Here is an 18388-nt window from a genome sequence, read left to right as displayed (position 1 = left end):
TCTCCCGTTCGGCAGGGCGCCTGATCATGGGCAACTATGACAACACACCGACTGTCGTCGTTGTCCTCGTGCCGATCCGAGGCGGCCTACTGATGATCCGCCGCGGTGTTGCAGACGGGCATGGCGAACTCGCGTTGCCCGGCGGCTATCAGATGCGCGGAGAGACATGGCAGGAGGCAGGCGCGCGTGAGGTCTTCGAGGAAACCGGCGTGCGCATCGAGGCCGATCGCCTGAGGCTGCTTACAGTCGTAACGACACCAGATCGACGGCAGAATCTCCTGTTTGGGCAAGCGCCGCCCGTCGAACATGAAGGCTCGTTCGCCCACGATGGCGAAGTGCTGGAGGTGGTCATAATCCACGAGCCGGTGCGCACCGCCTTTCCTCTGCACGACGAGATGGTCGAACGCTTTTTCCAGCGTTAGCAGGCGGCGACAGCCGAAGACTTGAGCGGCTGACCCGCGGCGCAGTTTCCCGCTCACAGTTGTCCCATCACCGGTTTCTGAAGCTGTTCTGCAACGCCTGCTGCGCCAGAAGCGAGACCGCCATACGCCCTCCCCAACTTCCGCCGAATCGTTCGCCATGCTTGGCACGAAGCTGCGCCAAAACGGCTGCCCGGACGCGTTCGTGATTTAGTTCGACGTGGCGCCGCCAGAGCGCTTGCTCGACGGCCCGATGGTACTCAGCGCGAACATCTAACAGCGGCAAGCGTGCTTCACGACGTAGAACCTGCCGTCGTAGAAGATCCGAGAAGATCGCCCCGCGGTCGATCTTCGGCAGAGTGTTCTGCATGCCGCCGAACGCCTTTATCCTAACGGTCGATGGTAATTACCCACCCCCTTGCGCGGGTTGGGTTTCGCTGATTCCCTCGTGGGATGGTTCGTACCGATCTTGAGCGGCTGAGCCGCGAGGAGTTGATCGAACTGGTGCTGCGGCTGCAGCGTCCGGACAAAACCTCGCGCACCTCCTCGAAGCCGCCAGCGACTGACCGCAAGGAGCGGCGGGAGCAATCCAAACCCGGCGGGGCCAAGCCCGGGCACGAAGGCCATAGCCGGGCGATCAGCGACGATCCCGACGCGGTCGTCGAGCATCGTCCCGACCGCTGCTTGTGCTGCAGTGGCGCCCTGCACGGGGCCCTCCCTGCCGAGATCGTGAGTGTCTCCGAGCGGATCGAGTTGCCGGAGGTGGCGCCGATCATCACTCACCATCGGCGACTGGTCGTGCAGTGCCCGACCTGCGGGACGCGGGTGGTCGCGCCGGTGCCGGAGGCGGCGCGTGGCACGCCGTTCGGCCCGCGGCTGCATGCGGTGGCGACGTATCTCAAGACCTTTCAGGCGCTGTCCTACGAGCGGTTGCAGGCGGCCTTGTCGAACCTGTTCGGTCTCACCCTCAGCCAGGGCGGGCTGATGAACCTGCTTCAGCGCGCGCAAAGGCGCTTCCGCTCCGGTCGCGAGGCCGCCGTGTCCGCCCTGCGCCGGGCCGCAGTGGTCGCCTCTGACGAGACGGGCGTCCGGATCGAGGGCAGCAACGCCTACCACTGGGTGTTCCACGCGGCCGACGCGGTGGTGCACACGGCCTCGCCGACGCGGGGCGCCATCGTGGTGCGGAAGATGATGGACGGCCACCGGCCCGCGGTGTGGATCTCGGATCGCTACACCGCACAGCAGGGCCACGCGGCTGCGCACCAGACTTGCCTCGCCCATCTCGCCCGGGACGTCGCCTATGTCGTCGAGGTGAGCGACGACCCCGTGCCCTGGCGGCTGCAGCTCTGGCTGCACTCCGTGTTCACCCTAGCCGAGCACGTCACCGACTTGGCCACCTCGACGCTGGCCGCCAAGCGCCGGAGCCTGGATCGACAGCTCGGCGCCATCCTCGCCACACCGAGCGGCTGCGACCTGACCCGAGCCCTCCAGGCCAAGATCAGACGGGCTCGCGATCAGCTCTTGGTGTTCCTCGCCCATCCCGGTCCGGTCGAGCCGACCAACAACGGCTCCGAGCGGCTGCTGCGCCCGGCCGTGATCCAGCGGAAGATGACCAACGGCTACCGCGCGATGTGGGCCGCCGAGGGCGAGGCCGACATCCGCACCGTCGTCGATCCCGCGCGCCTCGCAGGCCGCAGTCCCTTCGGCACCATTCTCAAGACCATCGGCGCCTGAAACCAGCCATCAATGACGTGGGTAATTACGGTCGATGTTCCCACTGAAGCGAATGAAATCTGAACCTCGTTCAGAGCAAGTACGTTGCCTGACAGCCGCAACAAGAGATCTACGCAATAGACCGCAGCGTCTCACCAAGGGGTATGTTCTCGATTTTAGTCCGATATCATGTTATCCAAAGGCAATGCTGCTATCCGAAGAAGCTGATCTGACGACTCGGGATAGAAGGCCACCGGCCAGACCCTACACCGGCTGGGCACTCGATCGTGTAGTCGGTCTCGATCGAGATACGCCAAGTTTGCTGGCAGCGAGCTTCTGCTTCGGAGCACAGCGGCGGCAGGCGATGTTTCTCGTCTTGGCGCTCGTCGAGATCCTCGGCATCGATGAGATCGCCAGCCACCTGCGCTCCTCGGCGATCACGCCGAAATTTGGAGCCGCGACTTCCGCGACGGTCGTCGGTCAAACGATCCTCTCTGTCCGCCGACCTCGTGATCTGGTCAGGACGATACTTGCCAGTCCACCGGTTGGTCTGCTCGGAACCCTTCGGCGATTTGGGCCTGATCCGGTCGGAGAGCCTCGTGTCTACTACGACTGTGCTCGCATGTACCTCTCGAAGGATCCGGCCGACCGGCAGCGTGTAAAGGTCTTAGGCCAGATCGCCGGTAACCTTGTTGGTGCACAGATCCAGGTCGTCGATGCCCTTGACCCTGTTCTCCTTCACCCGGCACTGGTCGGGTGCCTCTACGAAGTTCGTCAAGTTACAGAGATTCAGGATGCGCTCTCGTACATCAGGGCGAGATGTTCCGGTGCCACCGACGATGCCATTCGGGCAAGCCTGTGTCGGCTTAAGCCGGGCGGTCATCGCGGTGATCTGATCCGGTACTGGGCCGCGCGCTTCGACATCCCCCCAGTTGAACTTGATCTCCATGACGACCCGACGCTGATCGCCCTCGACAGTGCCGCAGCGCTTGCTGACGCAGGACGGCGCTACAGAAATTGCTTGGCCACGAGGATCAACGAGGTCTTCCTCGGCTCCGCTGCCTACGTGGAGTTCAAGCCCGGACGGCGTGGTACTCCCGGCCTGATCGCCGAACTCCGCCACACCGACCAAGGCTTCTTGCTGGAGAAGATCTACGCGGCTGGTAACCGGCGCGTACACCCCGAACGGGCTCAGATCGTCCGGAGGAAGCTCTCCGCCTGCGGGATAGCCCTACTGGCGCACGCTCCGGGAGAACACGAGCCGGTCGTTGCGGCAGCGCGGCTGCTCAACGAGCACACCCTCGTCGAGCCAGACAATGACGCGGGCTGGGGTGTCGAAATGCTGGAGGTCGCACAGGACCTGGAGCAGTTTCTTGACGAGGCGGCTTGATATGGGCGTCCGATAATGGACTGGACCGACTGGAACGCCGATCTCGAAAATGATCGTCTCGAAGCACTCCGTCCCCTCCTGGAGGAGTATGCCATCAAGGCACGGTGCGTTCTGCGGCTGGTAGATGCTCTTCTTCACGAAGGAGACCAACATCCAGATATCGCGCACAAGTACGAACGCCTCCAAGCCGACTACCACGAGGCGGTCCTCCGGATCGAAGCGCTCCAGCACCAGCTTGAGACCGCCCGCGCCTGGATCTCCACGCTTCAGACCAGGATCGCCGAGGCTGAGGATATCGAGGAACGAGAAGCGGTGTACTCGGTCGTCGGGCTGACGGTGACGGCGGAAGATGTCGTGGTAGTCGCCGCCCGGCGCGCACTGCTGGCGCATCTGCATCCCGATCGTGCGGCGGAGCAGGACAAGATCAGGATGTCGGCTCGGTTCGCCACTGCGTCGGCGGCCTTCGACAGGATCGAGAGGCTTCGTCGTTGATGACGCTGATCTCGATGGTCGTGATCGCCTACGCCTGCTGTCGCCCGCTCGCCTGGATCTCGATGCGGATGATCGCGTTCGCGGTCGTGTTCTTCGTCGGCTGGAAGTTCATGGGGAGGCGCTGATGGATCTCACACTTCACCAGATCATTCTCTACCACTGCATCCGACTCGTAGTGGACACTCACGGAAGCATGGGCGCGAGCATCGCGACCACGCTGTGAGGTGCGCCAGCGCCGAAGAACTGCATGAGGTTCTGCGCAGACGCATCGGCGATCCGGGCGCTGCGGGGGAACAGGTCGTACTCGTATGCGGCGAGCGCCGTTTCGATGTCGTCGGGTGCTTCAACGATCGCCTTGGCGAGTTCCGCACCGTCGTAGAGGGCAAGGTTCGCCCCCTCGCCCGCGAACGGCGACATCAGGTGCGCCGCGTCACCCAGCAGAGTCAGGCCGGGCACACGGTCCCAGCGGTGGCCGACTGGAAGCGCGTGGATGGGACGAAGGATGGGATTGGCGTCGTGGGTCGTAATGAGGGCCGTCAGGTGCGGCGCCCACCCCACGAACTCCGCCGCAACGTGGGCCAGGGCAGCCTCCACGTTACAGAAGTCGATGACATCGAACCAAGACTCCGGCCTGTTCAGTGCTGTGTAGGTGCGCAGCCGTCCATCTGCATGCCTGTGAGCTAGGATGCCCTGGCCCGGTGCCACGGCCATGAGCGTGCCACCGCCAATCGCGTCCGCGCTGGCCTTGAGGCGCGTGTCGCCGTCGCGGACGGTCGTCTCGACGAACGAGACACCCGCGTAGGCGGGCCTCTCCCACGAGAGCAGGGGACGAACCTTCGACCACGCCCCGTCCGCGCCCACGAGCAGGTCGGCTGTGATCGTCGCGCCGTTCGTGAAGGCGACCGCATGCCGCCCATTCCCGCACGCGGTGACCGTGATCGCCATGTGGCCCCAGCGGATCGTCTCCGCGGGGAGCGAGGTGATCAGCATCCGCCGCAGGTCACCGCGATCGACTTCGGGCCGATGACCCACGAGGTCGCCGGGCAGGTCGAACAGGATATCGCCGCCGTGATCGACGACGCGCTTGGCGTTTTCGCCAGGGCGCACAAGGCGGAGGAAATCGTCGTGGAGACCCGCAGCCCTCAAGGCGATCTGTCCGGTGTGCTCGTGGATGTCGAGCAGGCCGCCCTGGGCTCTCGCATCGACCGATGGTTCGGCTTCGTAGATCGCCGCCGTGATCCCGTGGAGATGAAGGACGCGGGCCAGCACGAGGCCGCCGAGGCCCGCGCCGAGGATTATGATCGACTGTCGCATGGGTGCGCTCCTGCGACCGTATGCGATCAGCACCTCTGCGTGCCGATCACCACGGTTGCCCGAGGTCGTCGGGCGGTTGCTTTGGAGACGCTGGCCGACCCGCGCGAGGCGCGCGGATGACATGCATTCGACAGCCCTAGGCCGGGCGGTCGTTTTTCGCGACACCGCCGAAATTACTTCCGGTCATACGGTTCGGCAACTGCCCGATCCCACAGCCAGAAATGATTGCTTGTGGGATGCGCCCCGGCCTCCCGCCACTCAGATATCGGTGGCCTGCCCCGCATTGTCCCATTCGAGGTGCGGAACACCGGTCTCAGCGAAAATCACCATCGCCACAAGCGCGGTCGCGACGAGGCAGGCGCAGCATCCAACAACCACAACCATTCGCCCATGTCCCTCAACCATGTACGGTTTTCAACTTTTACGTCTATTCGATGATATGAAGTCAGTAAGTTTGGTTTCGTCACACGAGCAATTCTCGCGATCCTGGTGCGATCGCGGTCCCGGATATCTTCATGACTATACCCGGCGTGATGGGGCGACGGCGAGGGTTTCGCCTCGGACAATCCAGCGTATCCGCATGCGGCTGGCCGAGGCCGGTACACTTCTCACCGGAGAACTTCGCGACCGCGTGCAGGCATATGATGCTGAAATCCTCCGCGATCTTCCCGTCGTCGATCTACTGTCACGTCGTTCGATCGATGCGCGGTGCTCGTGATGGCTATTCGAAATATCGAGAGCATCCGGCGCATGATCGCCCGCTTACGTTCTGATCCTCACTTCAAGGCGATGATCGCGCGTAACAACTTCGCCACCGCCGCCTCTACAGCGATGGTACTGGACCTAAATTCCCGGTCACAGAACGATCACCACCACTACGCCGCGCAGTGGTGTGAATCCGAGGCCAGGGGCAAATGGCGTCGGCTCATTGTCGAACGCGTGCGTCATGCCCGCCTCGACCGGGTGTACTTCGACTTCGAGTACGAGACCGACCAGAAGGCGTTCGACGACTGGCTGGCAGCACAAGGATGGTGAGCGCAACGCTCTTGTTCGCGATCGCTTTTGGCCGCGTAGTTTTCACGGTCGCATGAACGAGACCGAGTTGATGATCATGGACGTGTTCTTCTGCAAGCTGCGGGAGAAGCTCGCCAACGCCAGCCAGGGCAAGAACTACATCGAGACCGTCTGGGGCCGCGGGTATGTCCTGCGCGAAGACGCACCCGCGATGCGAGTCCTGTAGAGTTGATCCATCCCCTTCGGCGCTGAGACCGAGATTATCCCGGCAGGCTCTCGGCGAAGTCTCCGGGATTTCTCCCCACTGACCGAGAATCGTCACGCTTTCCGGTTCGCCGGTATCGTCCTCAAAGGTGCTTCAGTCCGTAATTCTTCAGGATCGGCAGTAGCTCGTCCCGTGCGCGGATACGGTGCAGGCGTGCGGCCTCCAGCGCTTCGACGGGTTTGCCTGCGCGAATGGCCACAACCAGCTTGCGGTGCTCAATGATCGAGGCATCAAGCCCCCTGCGGAGGTTGAGCGTTAGCATCCGGGCGCGGTGGGACTGGTCGTTCACCGCCTGGATGATCCGGCTTATCCGGCCGTTGCGCGCGTGCTCGATCAGCGCCGCGTGAAACGCTCCGTCCGCCTCGCCCCACGCTGGCAAGTCCCCACTCTTGTGCGCGCCCTCCATGGCGTCCGTGTGGACATCGAGGACACGCACGGCGGCAAGCCGCTCGACCACCGGCAGCGCAGCAACAAGTTCTGCCGCACGTCCTTCGATGCCGATGAGTACGTCGTAGATCTCGCGCACATCATCTGGCGCGAGCGCCAGGATCAGAATGCCCTTGCGCGGCAGCACACGCACCAGACCGTCCTCTTGCAGGCGGATCGCGGCCTCGTGCACGGGGGTGCGGCTCATGCCCAATCGCAACGCGATTTCCTGCTCTGACGCTTGGTAGCCCGGCGCGAAGCTGGCATCGCGTATCGCAGCACGCATGGCAGCATAGGCGTCATCGACGAGCGAGGTCTTTTTCTCGGTCTCTTCCGTGTCTGGCCGTACTTCGGCTCGCGCTCGCGCCATTCTTCGCCTCCCCCGTCGCAGTATGCCTATCATCTTCCATGCCTGCTGAGGAACAGGGATTGACACCGATACCTGACGCTCCTAACCGTATTCTAGCTTGCATGGAAGATGGCGCTCCAGGATCAACGGAGCAACCCGGCGGCAGGAGGAAACGATGGACGCGTCGCTTGAAAAGGCGACCATGCGCCGGGTCTCATGGCGCTTGGTCCCCTTCATCTGCCTGCTCTACTTCATCGCCTTCATCGATCGAGTGAACATCGGGTTCGCCGCACTGACGATGAACAAGGATCTCGGCTTCACGTCAGCCGTATTCGGCTTTGGAGCAGGGATATTTTTCTTCGGTTATTTCCTGTTCGAGGTTCCCTCGAACATGGTCCTCGACAAGGTCGGTGCGCGGCTCTGGATTGCCCGCGTGATGATCACTTGGGGGATCATCTCGTTTGCGTTTGCCTTCGTGCAGGGCGAGTACAGCTTCTACACCCTCCGGTTCCTGCTCGGCGCGGCGGAGGCGGGCTTCTTCCCCGGAATCATCCTTTACTTGAGCTACTGGTTCCCGATCCGCTACAGGGCGGGCGTCGTTTCCCTGTTCATGGCCGCAGCACCGATCTCAGTTGTGCTCGGCTCGCCGCTGTCGAGCGCGCTACTAGAGATGGAGGGCATCCTCGGTCTGCACGGTTGGCAGTGGATGTTCATCATCGAGGCCGTTCCGGCCGTCATCCTCGGCGTGATCGTGCTTTTCTACATGACCGACCGGCCCGAGAAGGCGAAGTGGCTCCCGGACGATCAGCGCACGTGGCTGGTCTCCGAGATGAACGAGGAACATGCGCGCAAGAAGGTGGTCGCCAAGCACGGGATCGTAGCGGGTATGTGCGACCCCCGCGTCCTGGCGCTTGCGCTGATCTACTTCGGCACCTCGGCCGGTCTGTACACGCTCGGCATCTGGGCGCCGCAGATCATCAAGAGCTTCGGCTTGTCCACGATGGCGGTCGGCTTCCTCAACGGCGTTCCGCCAACCATCGCGATTATCGCCATGATCCTGTGGGCGCGGCACTCCGACAAGACACGCGAGCGCACGTGGCACGTGGTCATCGCTTGCCTCGTCGCGGCAGCGGGTCTGATGCTGGCCGGGGGAGCATCCTCGACCATTGCGGTCGTCGCGGCCCTCACCCTCGTCAACATCGGCATCAGTTCGGCCAAGCCACCGCTCTGGGCCATGCCGACGATGTTCCTGTCTGGTTCGGCCGCGGCGGTGGGCATCGCCACGATCAACTCGATCGGCAACCTCGGCGGCTTCGTCGGCCCCTGGGCGATCGGATGGATCAAGGATCGGACCGGCAGCTTCACGGGCGGCCTGATCTTCGTCGCCGGGCTGCTCGTCCTCTCCGCCGTCGTCACCCTCCTAGTTGCTCGCGCGGGGCGGCGTGCCGAACCCACGGGCGCCGTCGCCCGCTGAACCTTCCCCGTTCCTAGACCCTCTCAAACTCACGGAGACCCGTCATGACACAGACCTACAACATCGCCGCCATTCCCGCGGACGGCATCGGCATTGAGGTGATCGCGGCAGGCATCGAGGTACTCGATGCCCTGGCCGAGAAGAACGGAACGTTCAAGTTCAAGTTCGATCACTTCGACTGGGGCTCGGACTACTACAAGAAGCACGGTGTTATGATGCCTGCGGATGGACGCGAGCAGATCCGTAACCACGACGCGATCTTCTTCGGCGCAGTCGGCGCGCCGGACGTACCCGACCACATCACCCTGTGGGGTCTGCGGTTGGCCATCTGCCAACCGTTCGACCAGTACGCCAACGTCCGACCGACCCGCATCCTGCCGGGCATTACCAGCCCCCTGCGCCACGTCACCGGGCCGGAACTCGACTGGGTGATCGTCCGTGAGAACTCCGAGGGCGAGTACGCGGGCGTCGGCGGACGCGTTCACCAGGGTCACCCGAACGAGGTCGCCACCGACGTGTCTATGATGACCCGCTCGGGCGTCGATCGCATCATCCGCTACGCGTTCAAGCTCGCCCAGTCTCGCCCGCGCAAGCTACTCACGGTCGTGACCAAGTCGAACGCGCAGCGCCACGCCATGGTGATGTGGGATGAGATAGCCGCCGAGGTTGCTGCCGACTTCCCGGACGTGACCTGGGACAAGATGTTGGTCGATGCGATGACCATGCGCATGACGATGAAGCCCCAGACTCTCGATACGATCGTGGCGACGAACCTGCACGCCGACATCCTGTCGGATCTCGCGGCGGCTCTGGCGGGATCGCTTGGCATCGCGCCCACCGCCAACATCAATCCCGAGCGCACGTTCCCGTCGATGTTCGAGCCGATCCACGGCTCGGCCTTCGACATCACCGGCAAGGGCATCGCCAACCCGATCGCGACCTTCTGGACCGCATGCCAGATGCTGGAACACCTCGGCGAGAAGCCCGCGGCCGAACGGCTGATGCGCGCGGTTGAACGCGTCACTGCTGATCCGAGCCTGCACACACCCGATCTCGGCGGCACGGCCACCACCCGTCAGGTCACGGACGCGGTGATCGCCGCCGTGAAGGGCGACAACGAGTAGAACCGGATCGTCACCGAACCCGGCGATTTTCTCCGGCGGCTGTTTGCAGCCGCCGTGGCGGCGGCCGATCCCTCCGTTTGCCTCATCCGACATCTCCCGGAGATGTCGGATGATCGTATGGTTGTCGGTCGAGCCGGAAAATCTGCGGCATCGATGGCGAAAGCCATCGATGCCGCTCAGTGGGTGAGGTCTCCGGGCTCAGCGTCAACTACTTTCGCTCGCTCCTGATCGCCTGATACGCCCCCCGGAACAGAGGCGGCCGTTCTTGGCCGAACTGCCCATGCGCCGTCACCGCCACGCCAAGATCGTCGCTACTGTGGGTCCGGCCAGTTCCGCTCCCGACCGGCTGAAGTCCCTATTCCTGGCAGGTGTCGATACCTTCCGGCTGAACTTCAGCCACGGCACCCAGGATGACCATGCCAAGGTCCACGCCGCGATCCGCGCCCTGGAGAAGGAAGTCGGTCGGCCAATTGGCATTCTTCAGGATCTACAAGGACCGAAGATCCGCGTGGGTACGGTCAAGGACGGTCGCCTCGACCTGACGGTGGGCGAGAGCGTCCGCTTCGTGCTGAAGGGAGCGGATGGCGACAAGCAGGCGATCCCGCTCCACCACCCGGAGATCTTCGCCGCCCTCGTGCCGGGCCAGGAGCTTCTCATCGACGACGGGCGGGTGCGCGTGCGCGTCGTCGGGCTGGAGACTGCCACCATCACCGCTGAGGTCGTCACGGGCGGGGTGATCTCGAACCGCAAGGGCGTCAACCTGCCCGGCACCCTGCTCGATCTCTCGCCGCTGACGGCCAAGGATCGCGCGGACCTCGCCTTCGGGCTGGACCTCGGCATTGACTGGGTCGCCCTATCCTTCGTGCAGAAGCCCTCGGATGTAATTGAGGCGCGCGGCCTGATCGGCGATCGGGCCGGGATAATGTCGAAGATCGAGAAGCCGCAGGCGCTGGAGCGGATCGACGACATCATCCGGCTCTCCGACGCCGTCATGGTCGCCCGCGGTGATCTCGGCGTCGAGATCCCCCACGAGGACGTGCCGGGCCGTCAGAAGGAGTTGATCCGCGCCTGTCGGCTTGCGGTGAAGCCGGTGATCGTGGCCACGCAGATGCTGGACTCGATGGTCAATGCCCCTGCGCCGACGCGAGCGGAAGCTTCGGACGTGGCGACCGCGATCTACGACGGGGCGGACGCCGTGATGCTCTCGGCGGAGTCGGCCACGGGGAGCTACCCGGTCGAGGCCGTGTCGATGATGGACCGGATCATCCGCAGCGTGGAGGGGCACAAGCTCTACCACTCGATCATGGCGGCCACCGATCCCGGCGAGGAGGAGACGCCGCCGCACGCGGTGGCCACCGCGACCGCGACGCTCGCCGAGGCCGTGCACGCCAAGGCGATCGTGGCTTATACGGCGAGCGGCACCACCGCGGCGCGTGTGGCGCGCAAGCGCCCCGAACCGCCGATCCTGGCGCTGACCCCGAGCCTCGCGACCTCGCGGCGTCTATGTCTGCTGTGGGGCGCCCACAGCGTGCACACGGGCGATGTGGACTCCTACGAGGAGATGACGACGAAGGCGTGTCACCACGCTCAGGACGAGGGTTTCGCCAAGGCGAACGACATCATCGTCGTCACCGCAGGCATCCCGTTCCACGTCAGCGGCACCACCAACAACATCCGCCTGATGCAGGTCTGAAGCAGGCCCTGCAAATCCAGCCCCATGCATGACGGTGGATCGGCGCCCGAAGCGTGACCCCGGCATAGATGCAGCTAAATCTCAGTCAAAATTACAAGAACTGAGATTAAGGTAGGGTGAGAATCTGCGCCGATCGCGACCGCACCTTGTGATGCAATTCGAGTTTGATCGAATAACTTCAGCCAATTTGCGGAAGGGGTGGCGCTTCGACGCTGATCCACACCTTGTTCGGCGCGCTGCTCTCGGACTGCGCCTGTTCGTTGGGATCTTCCACGTCCGCTTCACGAGGAAGATCAACCGCGGCCGCGGTGCGATGCCTCGCGAAATTGGAGCGCTTAGGGTGGCGATCGAGACCTTCGACGATAGGGGAAGCCGACACACTGGCGATGGCTGCGAGCGGGCTTCTTAGCGCGCTTGGAGCATCATCAGCGCATCGACGTATCTGCCAATCAGCGGAACAGGATCAAGGCTTGCGGGATCGGGGTCGGGCGACCTTCGCGAATTTCCTAAAGGCGCGCTCGTCGCGATGGTCGAGCGCTTTCCAAATGCAACCAAGACCGTTCGACACCATTTCCCGATTTGCGTGATGGCGGCCTCGATCGCGGCCCAGCGCCAAGAGGACAAAAGGCATGGCCAACCCAGGTATTCCCGACCCCGGCGGCCCTGATCTCCCATACCCCGGCGAACCGCCTCCGACCGACCCAACGCCGGGTGATCCTCCGTCGCCGCAGCCACCGCCTGACCCTGTCCCCGGCGATCCTGCTGGACCCGATATCATGCCCGGTGACCCTGTAGGGCCGGGCACGATCATGTGAGCTTCGGGTGGCCCGCTGTTGCGCGGGAATAGGTAGGACGGCGCTTGATGCGCCGTCCTCATTCAGAACTAAGACTCAGGCCGCCTCGGCCAGGGGCGCGGACGACGGCGCGTCCATGGCGCGCAGGTACACGTCGAGCAGCGTCTCGTGCTCATCGCGCTCGTCCTTGTCCTGCTTCCGGATTTTTAGGATCTCCTTGAGAATTTTCACGTCCAGGCCCTCGCCCTTGGCCTCGGCGAAGATCTCCTTCTTGGCCTCCATGAGGTCCTTGATCTCTTCCTCGACCCGCTCGATCCGCTCGATGATGGAGCAGATGCGCTCGCCTGCTACGGCGACGGTATCGGTGATCTCGATCTTATCGGCCATGTGCTGATCCCTACGATGAGGGGAGTGACCGTGGCGGTTCAGGGTAACTGCGAAGTTAAACGGTGGCGAGCGGGGCGACGCCTTGCTCCGACACATGCCGCCCAACGACACGGTCGATGCTCTTCAGGATCAAACCCGAGCGACGTGCTGTTTCTGACCATCACATAGAGATGGCGATGGAGCCTTTCATGACCGCAGCACCAGACGGATCGGTGATCCAGCGCGAGGCGCCACGCGCCGATCTCCTGGCCTTCGAGATCAAGGACAGGATCACCAAGCCCGACATCGAGTGGATGTCCTCGATCGCCGACGAGGCGATGAAAATCTACGACAAGATCGACATGCTGCTGATCATGTCGAACTACGAAGGCTCGGACCTCGGGGCGAGGTTCGACGGCTACGCCAGCACGGTGATGGCCCGCTCGGTCGCGCACATCCGCAATTACGTCGTGGTCGGCGCGCCGCTGTTCGCCCGCGCGATGATCACCCTGTCGGGGACGGTCATGCCGGTCGAAACCAAGACGTTCGATCTAGCGGACGAAGCCGCGGCCTGGGCCTATCTCGATGAGGCCGGACCAGCCGCTGACTGACGAGCGGTAATGATATGGCCGACCAGCAGGAGCGGTCGATACCACAGCATCGATCCGGACGTTGCGCTTCTCGTCAAGCCAAGCTTAGGACTGCGCCGTGGTTTAAGGACTGCCACGTCGTAGGCTGGAGGATTGGTTGAGGGAACCCGAGCAAGGCAGCGCCGAGGCCGTCTATGTCTCTGCCATGGTGGGCGAGATGATGCGACGCGTTCTCGAAGACGCGCTCGTCGATCTCGCACGGACCAAGGGCGCCTCATATCTCGATATGTTCGCCGAGCGCGAGCTTGGGCGCTATGCCGATCTGTTCCGCGAGCGCACTGGCGACACGCCGGATATCTCGAACATGTTGCGAGTTTGGTTTGCGGTGGAAGGTAGCGCAGCTTTGCGAGAGGTCGTTGAACGCGCGAACGAAAAGGCGCGGCACGATTAGCTGCTGCACACTCACCTCATCGGAATAGCGGGAGGCCAGCGCCGATGAGGCCCAGCCCGGCCAAGAACAGGCCCCCTCTAACCGTCTCCAGCAGAACGCGCCAGTTCGGGGCGAACAGCGACGCCGCGGCGGATTTGACGGCCACGAGGAGATAGATCGGGCTCAGAATGAGCATCGACGGCGCCTTCGCAGCCATCATCGGCGCCGCTCAGCAACGATCGGTGATCTCACGCAACCGAGTGCTACGCGCCATGGCCGGACTTCCAGTCTGGGATCTTGTCGCGCAGCGAGTCCCACACCTTGACCCAAGAGCACGTATCAAACGTCACGTTCTCAATCCACGCGAGTGATCGCACTGGCTGAGCTATGCGGTGCGGGTCCGCTGCCGGGCGGGATGACGAACGCGTGATGATTAATATTGACGCTTGCGATTTGAGTATAAGCATTATCTGATGGCGGGGTCTCTGATGACAAGTCAGTTTACGAGTCAGCCGATGATGTCACGGTTATTGCTCGTCGCCAGCATGATTGCCGCGGGCCTCGCCTGTACGGCGCCTGCATCGGCCTGCGGTGGTTTCGTCGAAGCTCCAGTAAGCTGTGACGACCCAAGCCCTAACGGCTTCGCATCATGGATGCTCGGCCGGGTCGATAAAGCCCTGAAGGCCGATAAAACCCAGGCGCTCGGCGCATTCACCAAGGGCACGGACGGCTTCCGTACAGCAGACAGTTACGTGTTCTGCGTTGGACCCGAAGGCGTTATGAGCGCCCACCCCAGCCCGATCCTACAGGGTCATGACGTGCGCGACCTCCACGACAAGACCGGTAACTACTTCATCAAGACCATGATGCAGGAGGCCAAGCCCGGACAGATCTCGGTGATCCGCTACCTGTTTCCAAAGCCCGGAAGCACCGTCGAGGAGCCGAAGACGACCTACTACACCAAGGCGGGTGATCAGATGTGTGCGGTCGGCGTCTACGACGCTGACGCAGCGGCACCACGAGCAGCAACTCCGGAGGCGCGGGTGGCGAGCCTACGGGCAAAGCTCGATGGAGAGATCCCAGCTTCGGCGCGGGCGGACTGGATCGCGTTTCTGGAGGCGCTGAACCAAGTCGGCGATACACGAGCCGCTACGATCGCCCGCGTCCGCGACGGGCTGAAGGCCGCAGAAGCCGCTCTGAACCCCACAGACGGGAAAACCACCACGGGCCAGGAATAGGTCCAGGAAGGCGGCCGGTCTGGGCTCGGGGAGGCCGTGATGGGGCTACCCATCGTCGTGCCCTTGGCGGAGGCGGCTACCTTCACCTTGGGGTGTGCCGTGTTGCACGCCCGTTGGCTCAACCCTGAGCGCGTCAGCATGGTGCTGGCAGGTGTCGCCATACTTCTGACTGTCGGGCTGCTGCTCACTCTGACATCTGAGAACGTGTGCATCGATGCCGGTGCTCTTGATCCGGCGGCGGTGTGGCCTTTAGCGGTGGAGGTTGACCTCCACGGCCCGTGATTTCGCTTGCCCGGATCGAGGGATCGAACGCGAGGGTGGCTTCAGGATCTCAGATCCACTCCCAGCGGATGTCCTTACCGCGACCGTCGAGACCATGTCGGCGTCGGTGATCACGACGATATCCCTGCTCAGATGACGACCACCGGTCTTCCGTACCATCCGGAGATGATCTTCGCCGTGCCGGTCACCGCACGCCACCATTCGTCGAAGAACATGTTGGTCACGGTGCGGACGACGATCCCGCTTGAAGGGCACCGGGTGGGCCAGCGCACCCAGTGGCGACGATCACCTTCTCCGACGCGACGAAGAAGATCGCATCGATTTCCAGCCGACCGGTCGATTGTCGTTGTACGAAAATGGTGACTGCGAGATCGAGGGCGCCCTCGTGTTGATCTTCTGGGACGGCCTGCCGCGCGTTTTTAGGTATACGATATTCGCGCCGATCACTTCCTGATTTATGATGATCTCGCTCATCTCACGAGCGTCGAACACATGCATCAATTGGCCTCCGCGGCGTAGGGCGTACAGATCGAAGCCGTTGATCCACGGACGCTGAATACGGTGTGCGGCGACCACTTAAATCTGAGGTACGGAAGGAGCCAAGAAACACGCGGACACAACGGGAGACGCAGGATGGCCGCCACTCAGGCTACGCCATATCGAACAGTCGATGGAGCCGTCGTCATGCGGCGAGTGGGATGGCGGATCGTGCCGTTCCTCGTGCTCTGCTACTTCATCGCCTACGTCGATCGGGTGAACGCGGGCTTCGCCGCCCTCACCATGAACAAGGACCTCGGCCTGTCGCAGGCGATGTTTGGCATCGGCGGCGGCTTGTTCTTCGTCGCCTACGTGCTGTTCGAGGTGCCGAGCAACATCGCGATGGAGAAGGTCGGCGCGCGGCTCTGGATCGCGCGCATCATGATCACCTGGGGCATGGTTGGTGTCGCGATGGCCTTCATCGTCGGCCCCTACAGCTTCTATCTCTGCCGGTTTCTACTGGGCGCGGCTGAGGCCGGGTTCTTCCCCGGCGCGCTCCTGTACCTGACCTATTGGTTCCCCAAGGCGTACCGCGCCCGCATCGTCGCCATGTTCATGGTCGCGATCCCGATCTCCAGCTTCCTCGGCTCGCCGATCTCGGCCTCCCTGCTACAGCTTGAGGGCGCCGCCGGGCTTCACGGGTGGCAGTGGCTGTTCATCGTTGAGGCGATCCCGGCTGTGCTGCTTGGGCTTGCTGCTTTGTTCATGCTGCCGAGCCGACCGGCGGAGGCCACGTGGCTGGCGCCCGAGGAGCGGGCGTGGCTGGAAGATCAACTCGCGGCTGATCGCTCCGGGATCTCCCCGGTTGCGCACCACCTGCCGCTGCATAAAGTCCTGACAAACAAGTACATTTGGGCACTGGCGCTGATCTACTCGGGCTCGTCGGCAACCAGTAACGCGCTCTCGCTGTGGCAGCCGCAGATCCTCAAGGCGTTCGGCTTGTCCAACCTAGAGACGGGCCTGCTGAACATGATCCCGTTTGGCATCGCCTCGGTGTTCATGATCTTCTGGGGGTTGCGTGCCGACCGAACGGGCGAGCGGGTGTGGAGCACAGCGTTGCCGCTGGCCGCGACCTGCATGTGCCTGTTCGCCACCAATCTCACCTCCTCGCTCCCGGTGACGATGGTGCTGCTGAGCCTAGTGCTGATGGGCAACTACGCAATCAAGGGTCCGTTCTGGGCGATGGCGACCGAATGGCTCTCGGTAGGCACGGCCGCGGCCGGTATCGCAGCGATCAACACGCTGTCGCATCTGGGCACCGGCATCGCCTCGTGGCTACTCGGTGTGATTAAGGACCAGACCGGCAGCTTCCCTCTCGCGCTGCTGCCGCTCGTGTTCCTGACCGGCTCGGGCGCAATCATGACCCTGATCCTCGGACGCGGCTCGCGTGCGCGGGCCGCCGCCCCCGCTCCGGCCGCTGCGGAATAGTCCCGATCGTCGAAGCCGCCGTGCTTGAGCGGCTTCGACGAGGTGTTGGACCTTCTCCTCAATGAATGCCCTTCCCGATGCGTTTTCGAACGCAGCAGGGTCGTCTCACTGAAGCAGTGATCGCAAGGAAGCGGCGATGATGTCACGACGCATGTTCCATGGGACCATTGTGGGCTTGGCTGCGGCAAGTGCTTGGCCGCAACGCAGCGTGGCGCAGGATGCGTCCGGGACAGCCATCGACTCCCACGCGCATGTCTTCAAGCGTGGCCTGCCGTTGGCTGCCAACATCCGGTACGCGCCCGACTACGATGCGACGCCTGAGGATTACATCAGGAACTTGGACGCCAACGGCATGTCGAACGGCGTCCTCGTTCAACCGAGTTTCCTCGGGACCGACAACAGCTACATGCTGGAGGCCCTGAAACGTTACCCGGACCGCTTCCGTGGCATCGCCGTGGTGCAGCCCGACATTCAGCAGGACGCTCTGCGAGAACTCGCTGCTGCTGGGGTCGTCGGCATCCGCCTCAACCTGATCGGTGCGCAGAACCCGCAGTTCGATGCCGATCCCTGGCCGATGCTGCTGAAGCGCCTCGCCGACCTCAACTGGCAGGTCGAGATCCAGGCGGAGGCCCGTCGATGGCCGGAGTTGCTCCCCCGCCTGCTTAAGAGTGGTGTGAAGGTCGTGGCGGACCATTTCGGCAAGCCCGACCCCAAGCTCGGCATCGATGATCCTGGTTTCCGGCAATTGCTGACTGCGGGGAGCACGGGTCGTGTCTGGGTCAAGATATCCGGCTCGTACCGCAACGGCGCTGACTTACCGGCGGCTGCGATACCGCTGCTGCGTGAGAATTTCGGTCTCGATCACCTCGTCTGGGGAAGCGACTGGCCGAACACTCAATTCGAGAAGGTGACGAACTACGCTCAAGTTCGGGGCGAACTCGACGCGTGGTTGCCCGACCCAGGGGATCGCCGCGTCGTCCTCGTGGATGCGCCGCGCAAGCTATTCTGGATGCCCCGTACCTAATGTTCATCAGGGTTCCGACGCCTCGT

The 18388-nt window shown here is 63.3% G+C and carries 22 protein-coding genes and 1 pseudogene; 18 read left to right on the top strand and 5 right to left on the bottom strand.

The annotated features are described in order from the left end of the window. Positions 1-26: 26 nt before the first annotated feature. On the top strand, positions 27-422 hold the full coding sequence (locus ACYQPG_RS16095) for an NUDIX domain-containing protein (RefSeq protein ID WP_147939587.1): 396 nt from the start codon (positions 27-29) through the stop codon (positions 420-422). Positions 423-489: 67 nt separating this feature from the next. Here the strand turns inward: ACYQPG_RS16095 and ACYQPG_RS16090 are convergent, their stop codons facing one another. Continuing rightward, positions 490-789, bottom strand: a complete 300-nt coding sequence (locus ACYQPG_RS16090; protein ID WP_147939588.1) for a hypothetical protein — start codon at positions 787-789, stop codon at positions 490-492. A gap of 83 nt (positions 790-872) precedes the next feature. On the opposite strand from ACYQPG_RS16090, the gene tnpC reads away from it, so the two are divergent. The 4 genes from tnpC to ACYQPG_RS16070 all read left to right on the top strand — a co-directional run bounded on the left by tnpC (position 873) and on the right by ACYQPG_RS16070 (position 4139). Further along, complete coding sequence (gene tnpC / locus ACYQPG_RS16085; RefSeq protein ID WP_461231226.1) at positions 873-2153, top strand: IS66 family transposase; 1281 nt, start codon at positions 873-875, stop codon at positions 2151-2153. Positions 2154-2496: 343 nt separating this feature from the next. After that, a complete protein-coding gene (locus ACYQPG_RS16080; protein WP_461231224.1) occupies positions 2497-3522 on the top strand; it encodes a hypothetical protein in 1026 nt (341 codons plus the stop codon). A 15-nt stretch (positions 3523-3537) separates the two neighbouring features. Continuing rightward, positions 3538-4014, top strand: coding sequence for a molecular chaperone DnaJ (locus ACYQPG_RS16075; protein WP_147939590.1), 477 nt, complete (start codon positions 3538-3540; stop codon positions 4012-4014). Continuing rightward, on the top strand, positions 4014-4139 hold the full coding sequence (locus ACYQPG_RS16070; RefSeq protein WP_281407072.1) for a hypothetical protein: 126 nt from the start codon (positions 4014-4016) through the stop codon (positions 4137-4139). The genes ACYQPG_RS16075 and ACYQPG_RS16070 overlap by 1 nt, the downstream gene beginning before the upstream one ends. Before the next feature lie 58 nt (positions 4140-4197). Here the strand turns inward: ACYQPG_RS16070 and ACYQPG_RS16065 are convergent, their stop codons facing one another. Then, positions 4198-5328: an FAD-dependent oxidoreductase gene (locus tag ACYQPG_RS16065; RefSeq protein WP_419828546.1), complete on the bottom strand. Its 1131-nt coding sequence runs from the start codon at positions 5326-5328 to the stop codon at positions 4198-4200. 717 nt (positions 5329-6045) lie between these two features. Here ACYQPG_RS16065 and ACYQPG_RS16060 point away from each other — a divergent pair. Together ACYQPG_RS16060 and ACYQPG_RS16055 are read left to right on the top strand one after the other, a co-directional pair. Continuing rightward, a complete protein-coding gene (locus ACYQPG_RS16060; RefSeq protein ID WP_461232537.1) occupies positions 6046-6363 on the top strand; it encodes a hypothetical protein in 318 nt (105 codons plus the stop codon). Positions 6364-6406: 43 nt separating this feature from the next. Then, a pseudogene (locus ACYQPG_RS16055) lies at positions 6407-6568 on the top strand (winged helix-turn-helix domain-containing protein); the annotation flags it as partial. A 121-nt stretch (positions 6569-6689) separates the two neighbouring features. On the opposite strand, the gene ACYQPG_RS16050 reads toward ACYQPG_RS16055, so the two are convergent. Then, a complete protein-coding gene (locus ACYQPG_RS16050; RefSeq protein ID WP_147939592.1) occupies positions 6690-7403 on the bottom strand; it encodes a GntR family transcriptional regulator in 714 nt (237 codons plus the stop codon). A gap of 154 nt (positions 7404-7557) precedes the next feature. Between ACYQPG_RS16050 and ACYQPG_RS16045 the strand changes: the two genes are divergently transcribed. From ACYQPG_RS16045 to pyk, 4 genes are read left to right on the top strand one after another with little or no spacing between them, the layout of a single operon-like run. Continuing rightward, positions 7558-8856 carry an MFS transporter gene (locus ACYQPG_RS16045; RefSeq protein WP_147939593.1) on the top strand — a complete coding sequence of 433 codons (1299 nt, stop codon included), beginning with the start codon at positions 7558-7560 and terminating at the stop codon, positions 8854-8856. Between the two features lie 44 nt (positions 8857-8900). Next, on the top strand, positions 8901-9980 hold the full coding sequence (locus tag ACYQPG_RS16040; protein ID WP_147939594.1) for a tartrate dehydrogenase: 1080 nt from the start codon (positions 8901-8903) through the stop codon (positions 9978-9980). A gap of 54 nt (positions 9981-10034) precedes the next feature. Beyond that, entirely contained in the window at positions 10035-10208 is a 174-nt protein-coding gene (locus ACYQPG_RS16035; RefSeq protein ID WP_419828308.1) for a hypothetical protein, read from the top strand. A 52-nt stretch (positions 10209-10260) separates the two neighbouring features. Beyond that, a complete protein-coding gene (gene pyk / locus ACYQPG_RS16030; protein WP_419828545.1) occupies positions 10261-11673 on the top strand; it encodes a pyruvate kinase in 1413 nt (470 codons plus the stop codon). 890 nt (positions 11674-12563) lie between these two features. Here pyk and ACYQPG_RS16025 read toward each other — a convergent pair. Continuing rightward, positions 12564-12854, bottom strand: a complete 291-nt coding sequence (locus ACYQPG_RS16025; RefSeq protein ID WP_147939597.1) for a DUF2312 domain-containing protein — start codon at positions 12852-12854, stop codon at positions 12564-12566. A 188-nt stretch (positions 12855-13042) separates the two neighbouring features. On the opposite strand from ACYQPG_RS16025, the gene ACYQPG_RS16020 reads away from it, so the two are divergent. Both ACYQPG_RS16020 and ACYQPG_RS16015 read left to right on the top strand, forming a co-directional pair. Beyond that, complete coding sequence (locus ACYQPG_RS16020) at positions 13043-13444, top strand: SpoIIAA family protein (protein ID WP_187278439.1); 402 nt, start codon at positions 13043-13045, stop codon at positions 13442-13444. A 136-nt stretch (positions 13445-13580) separates the two neighbouring features. Continuing rightward, positions 13581-13874: a hypothetical protein gene (locus tag ACYQPG_RS16015; RefSeq protein WP_147939599.1), complete on the top strand. Its 294-nt coding sequence runs from the start codon at positions 13581-13583 to the stop codon at positions 13872-13874. 16 nt (positions 13875-13890) lie between these two features. On the opposite strand, the gene ACYQPG_RS16010 is transcribed toward ACYQPG_RS16015, so the two are convergent. Continuing rightward, positions 13891-14073 (bottom strand): hypothetical protein, encoded by a 183-nt coding sequence (locus tag ACYQPG_RS16010; RefSeq protein WP_419829797.1) that lies wholly within the window; start codon positions 14071-14073, stop codon positions 13891-13893. 295 nt (positions 14074-14368) lie between these two features. On the opposite strand from ACYQPG_RS16010, the gene ACYQPG_RS16005 reads away from it, so the two are divergent. The 5 genes from ACYQPG_RS16005 to ACYQPG_RS15985 all read left to right on the top strand — a co-directional run bounded on the left by ACYQPG_RS16005 (position 14369) and on the right by ACYQPG_RS15985 (position 18362). Beyond that, positions 14369-15091 carry a cache domain-containing protein gene (locus tag ACYQPG_RS16005; protein WP_147939601.1) on the top strand — a complete coding sequence of 241 codons (723 nt, stop codon included), beginning with the start codon at positions 14369-14371 and terminating at the stop codon, positions 15089-15091. Positions 15092-15130: 39 nt separating this feature from the next. Then, the gene (locus tag ACYQPG_RS16000; protein ID WP_419829796.1) at positions 15131-15373 is read left to right on the top strand and encodes a hypothetical protein; all 243 of its coding nucleotides are present in this window, start codon (positions 15131-15133) and stop codon (positions 15371-15373) included. A 244-nt stretch (positions 15374-15617) separates the two neighbouring features. Beyond that, positions 15618-15827: a hypothetical protein gene (locus tag ACYQPG_RS15995; RefSeq protein ID WP_419829795.1), complete on the top strand. Its 210-nt coding sequence runs from the start codon at positions 15618-15620 to the stop codon at positions 15825-15827. 179 nt (positions 15828-16006) lie between these two features. Further along, a complete protein-coding gene (locus tag ACYQPG_RS15990) occupies positions 16007-17338 on the top strand; it encodes an MFS transporter (protein ID WP_419829794.1) in 1332 nt (443 codons plus the stop codon). Positions 17339-17474: 136 nt separating this feature from the next. Next, positions 17475-18362, top strand: coding sequence for an amidohydrolase family protein (locus ACYQPG_RS15985; RefSeq protein ID WP_147939604.1), 888 nt, complete (start codon positions 17475-17477; stop codon positions 18360-18362). Positions 18363-18388: the final 26 nt, after the last annotated feature.

This window comes from Methylobacterium sp. CM6246, assembly GCF_054818005.1.
Note: the sequence above shows the minus strand (reverse complement) of the source record. Positions and strands in the feature narration are given on the sequence as shown.

Coding starts and splice junctions, on each gene's coding strand:
- ACYQPG_RS16095 (WP_147939587.1), top strand. CDS start 27: ATGGGCAACTATGACAACACACCGACTGTCGTCGTTGTCCTCGTGCCG.
- ACYQPG_RS16090 (WP_147939588.1), bottom strand. CDS start 789: ATGCAGAACACTCTGCCGAAGATCGACCGCGGGGCGATCTTCTCGGAT.
- tnpC (WP_461231226.1), top strand. CDS start 873: ATGGTTCGTACCGATCTTGAGCGGCTGAGCCGCGAGGAGTTGATCGAA.
- ACYQPG_RS16080 (WP_461231224.1), top strand. CDS start 2,497: ATGTTTCTCGTCTTGGCGCTCGTCGAGATCCTCGGCATCGATGAGATC.
- ACYQPG_RS16075 (WP_147939590.1), top strand. CDS start 3,538: ATGGACTGGACCGACTGGAACGCCGATCTCGAAAATGATCGTCTCGAA.
- ACYQPG_RS16070 (WP_281407072.1), top strand. CDS start 4,014: ATGACGCTGATCTCGATGGTCGTGATCGCCTACGCCTGCTGTCGCCCG.
- ACYQPG_RS16065 (WP_419828546.1), bottom strand. CDS start 5,328: ATGCGACAGTCGATCATAATCCTCGGCGCGGGCCTCGGCGGCCTCGTG.
- ACYQPG_RS16060 (WP_461232537.1), top strand. CDS start 6,046: ATGGCTATTCGAAATATCGAGAGCATCCGGCGCATGATCGCCCGCTTA.
- ACYQPG_RS16050 (WP_147939592.1), bottom strand. CDS start 7,403: ATGGCGCGAGCGCGAGCCGAAGTACGGCCAGACACGGAAGAGACCGAG.
- ACYQPG_RS16045 (WP_147939593.1), top strand. CDS start 7,558: ATGGACGCGTCGCTTGAAAAGGCGACCATGCGCCGGGTCTCATGGCGC.
- ACYQPG_RS16040 (WP_147939594.1), top strand. CDS start 8,901: ATGACACAGACCTACAACATCGCCGCCATTCCCGCGGACGGCATCGGC.
- pyk (WP_419828545.1), top strand. CDS start 10,261: ATGCGCCGTCACCGCCACGCCAAGATCGTCGCTACTGTGGGTCCGGCC.
- ACYQPG_RS16025 (WP_147939597.1), bottom strand. CDS start 12,854: ATGGCCGATAAGATCGAGATCACCGATACCGTCGCCGTAGCAGGCGAG.
- ACYQPG_RS16020 (WP_187278439.1), top strand. CDS start 13,043: ATGACCGCAGCACCAGACGGATCGGTGATCCAGCGCGAGGCGCCACGC.
- ACYQPG_RS16010 (WP_419829797.1), bottom strand. CDS start 14,073: ATGATGGCTGCGAAGGCGCCGTCGATGCTCATTCTGAGCCCGATCTAT.
- ACYQPG_RS16005 (WP_147939601.1), top strand. CDS start 14,369: ATGATGTCACGGTTATTGCTCGTCGCCAGCATGATTGCCGCGGGCCTC.
- ACYQPG_RS16000 (WP_419829796.1), top strand. CDS start 15,131: ATGGGGCTACCCATCGTCGTGCCCTTGGCGGAGGCGGCTACCTTCACC.
- ACYQPG_RS15990 (WP_419829794.1), top strand. CDS start 16,007: ATGGCCGCCACTCAGGCTACGCCATATCGAACAGTCGATGGAGCCGTC.
- ACYQPG_RS15985 (WP_147939604.1), top strand. CDS start 17,475: ATGATGTCACGACGCATGTTCCATGGGACCATTGTGGGCTTGGCTGCG.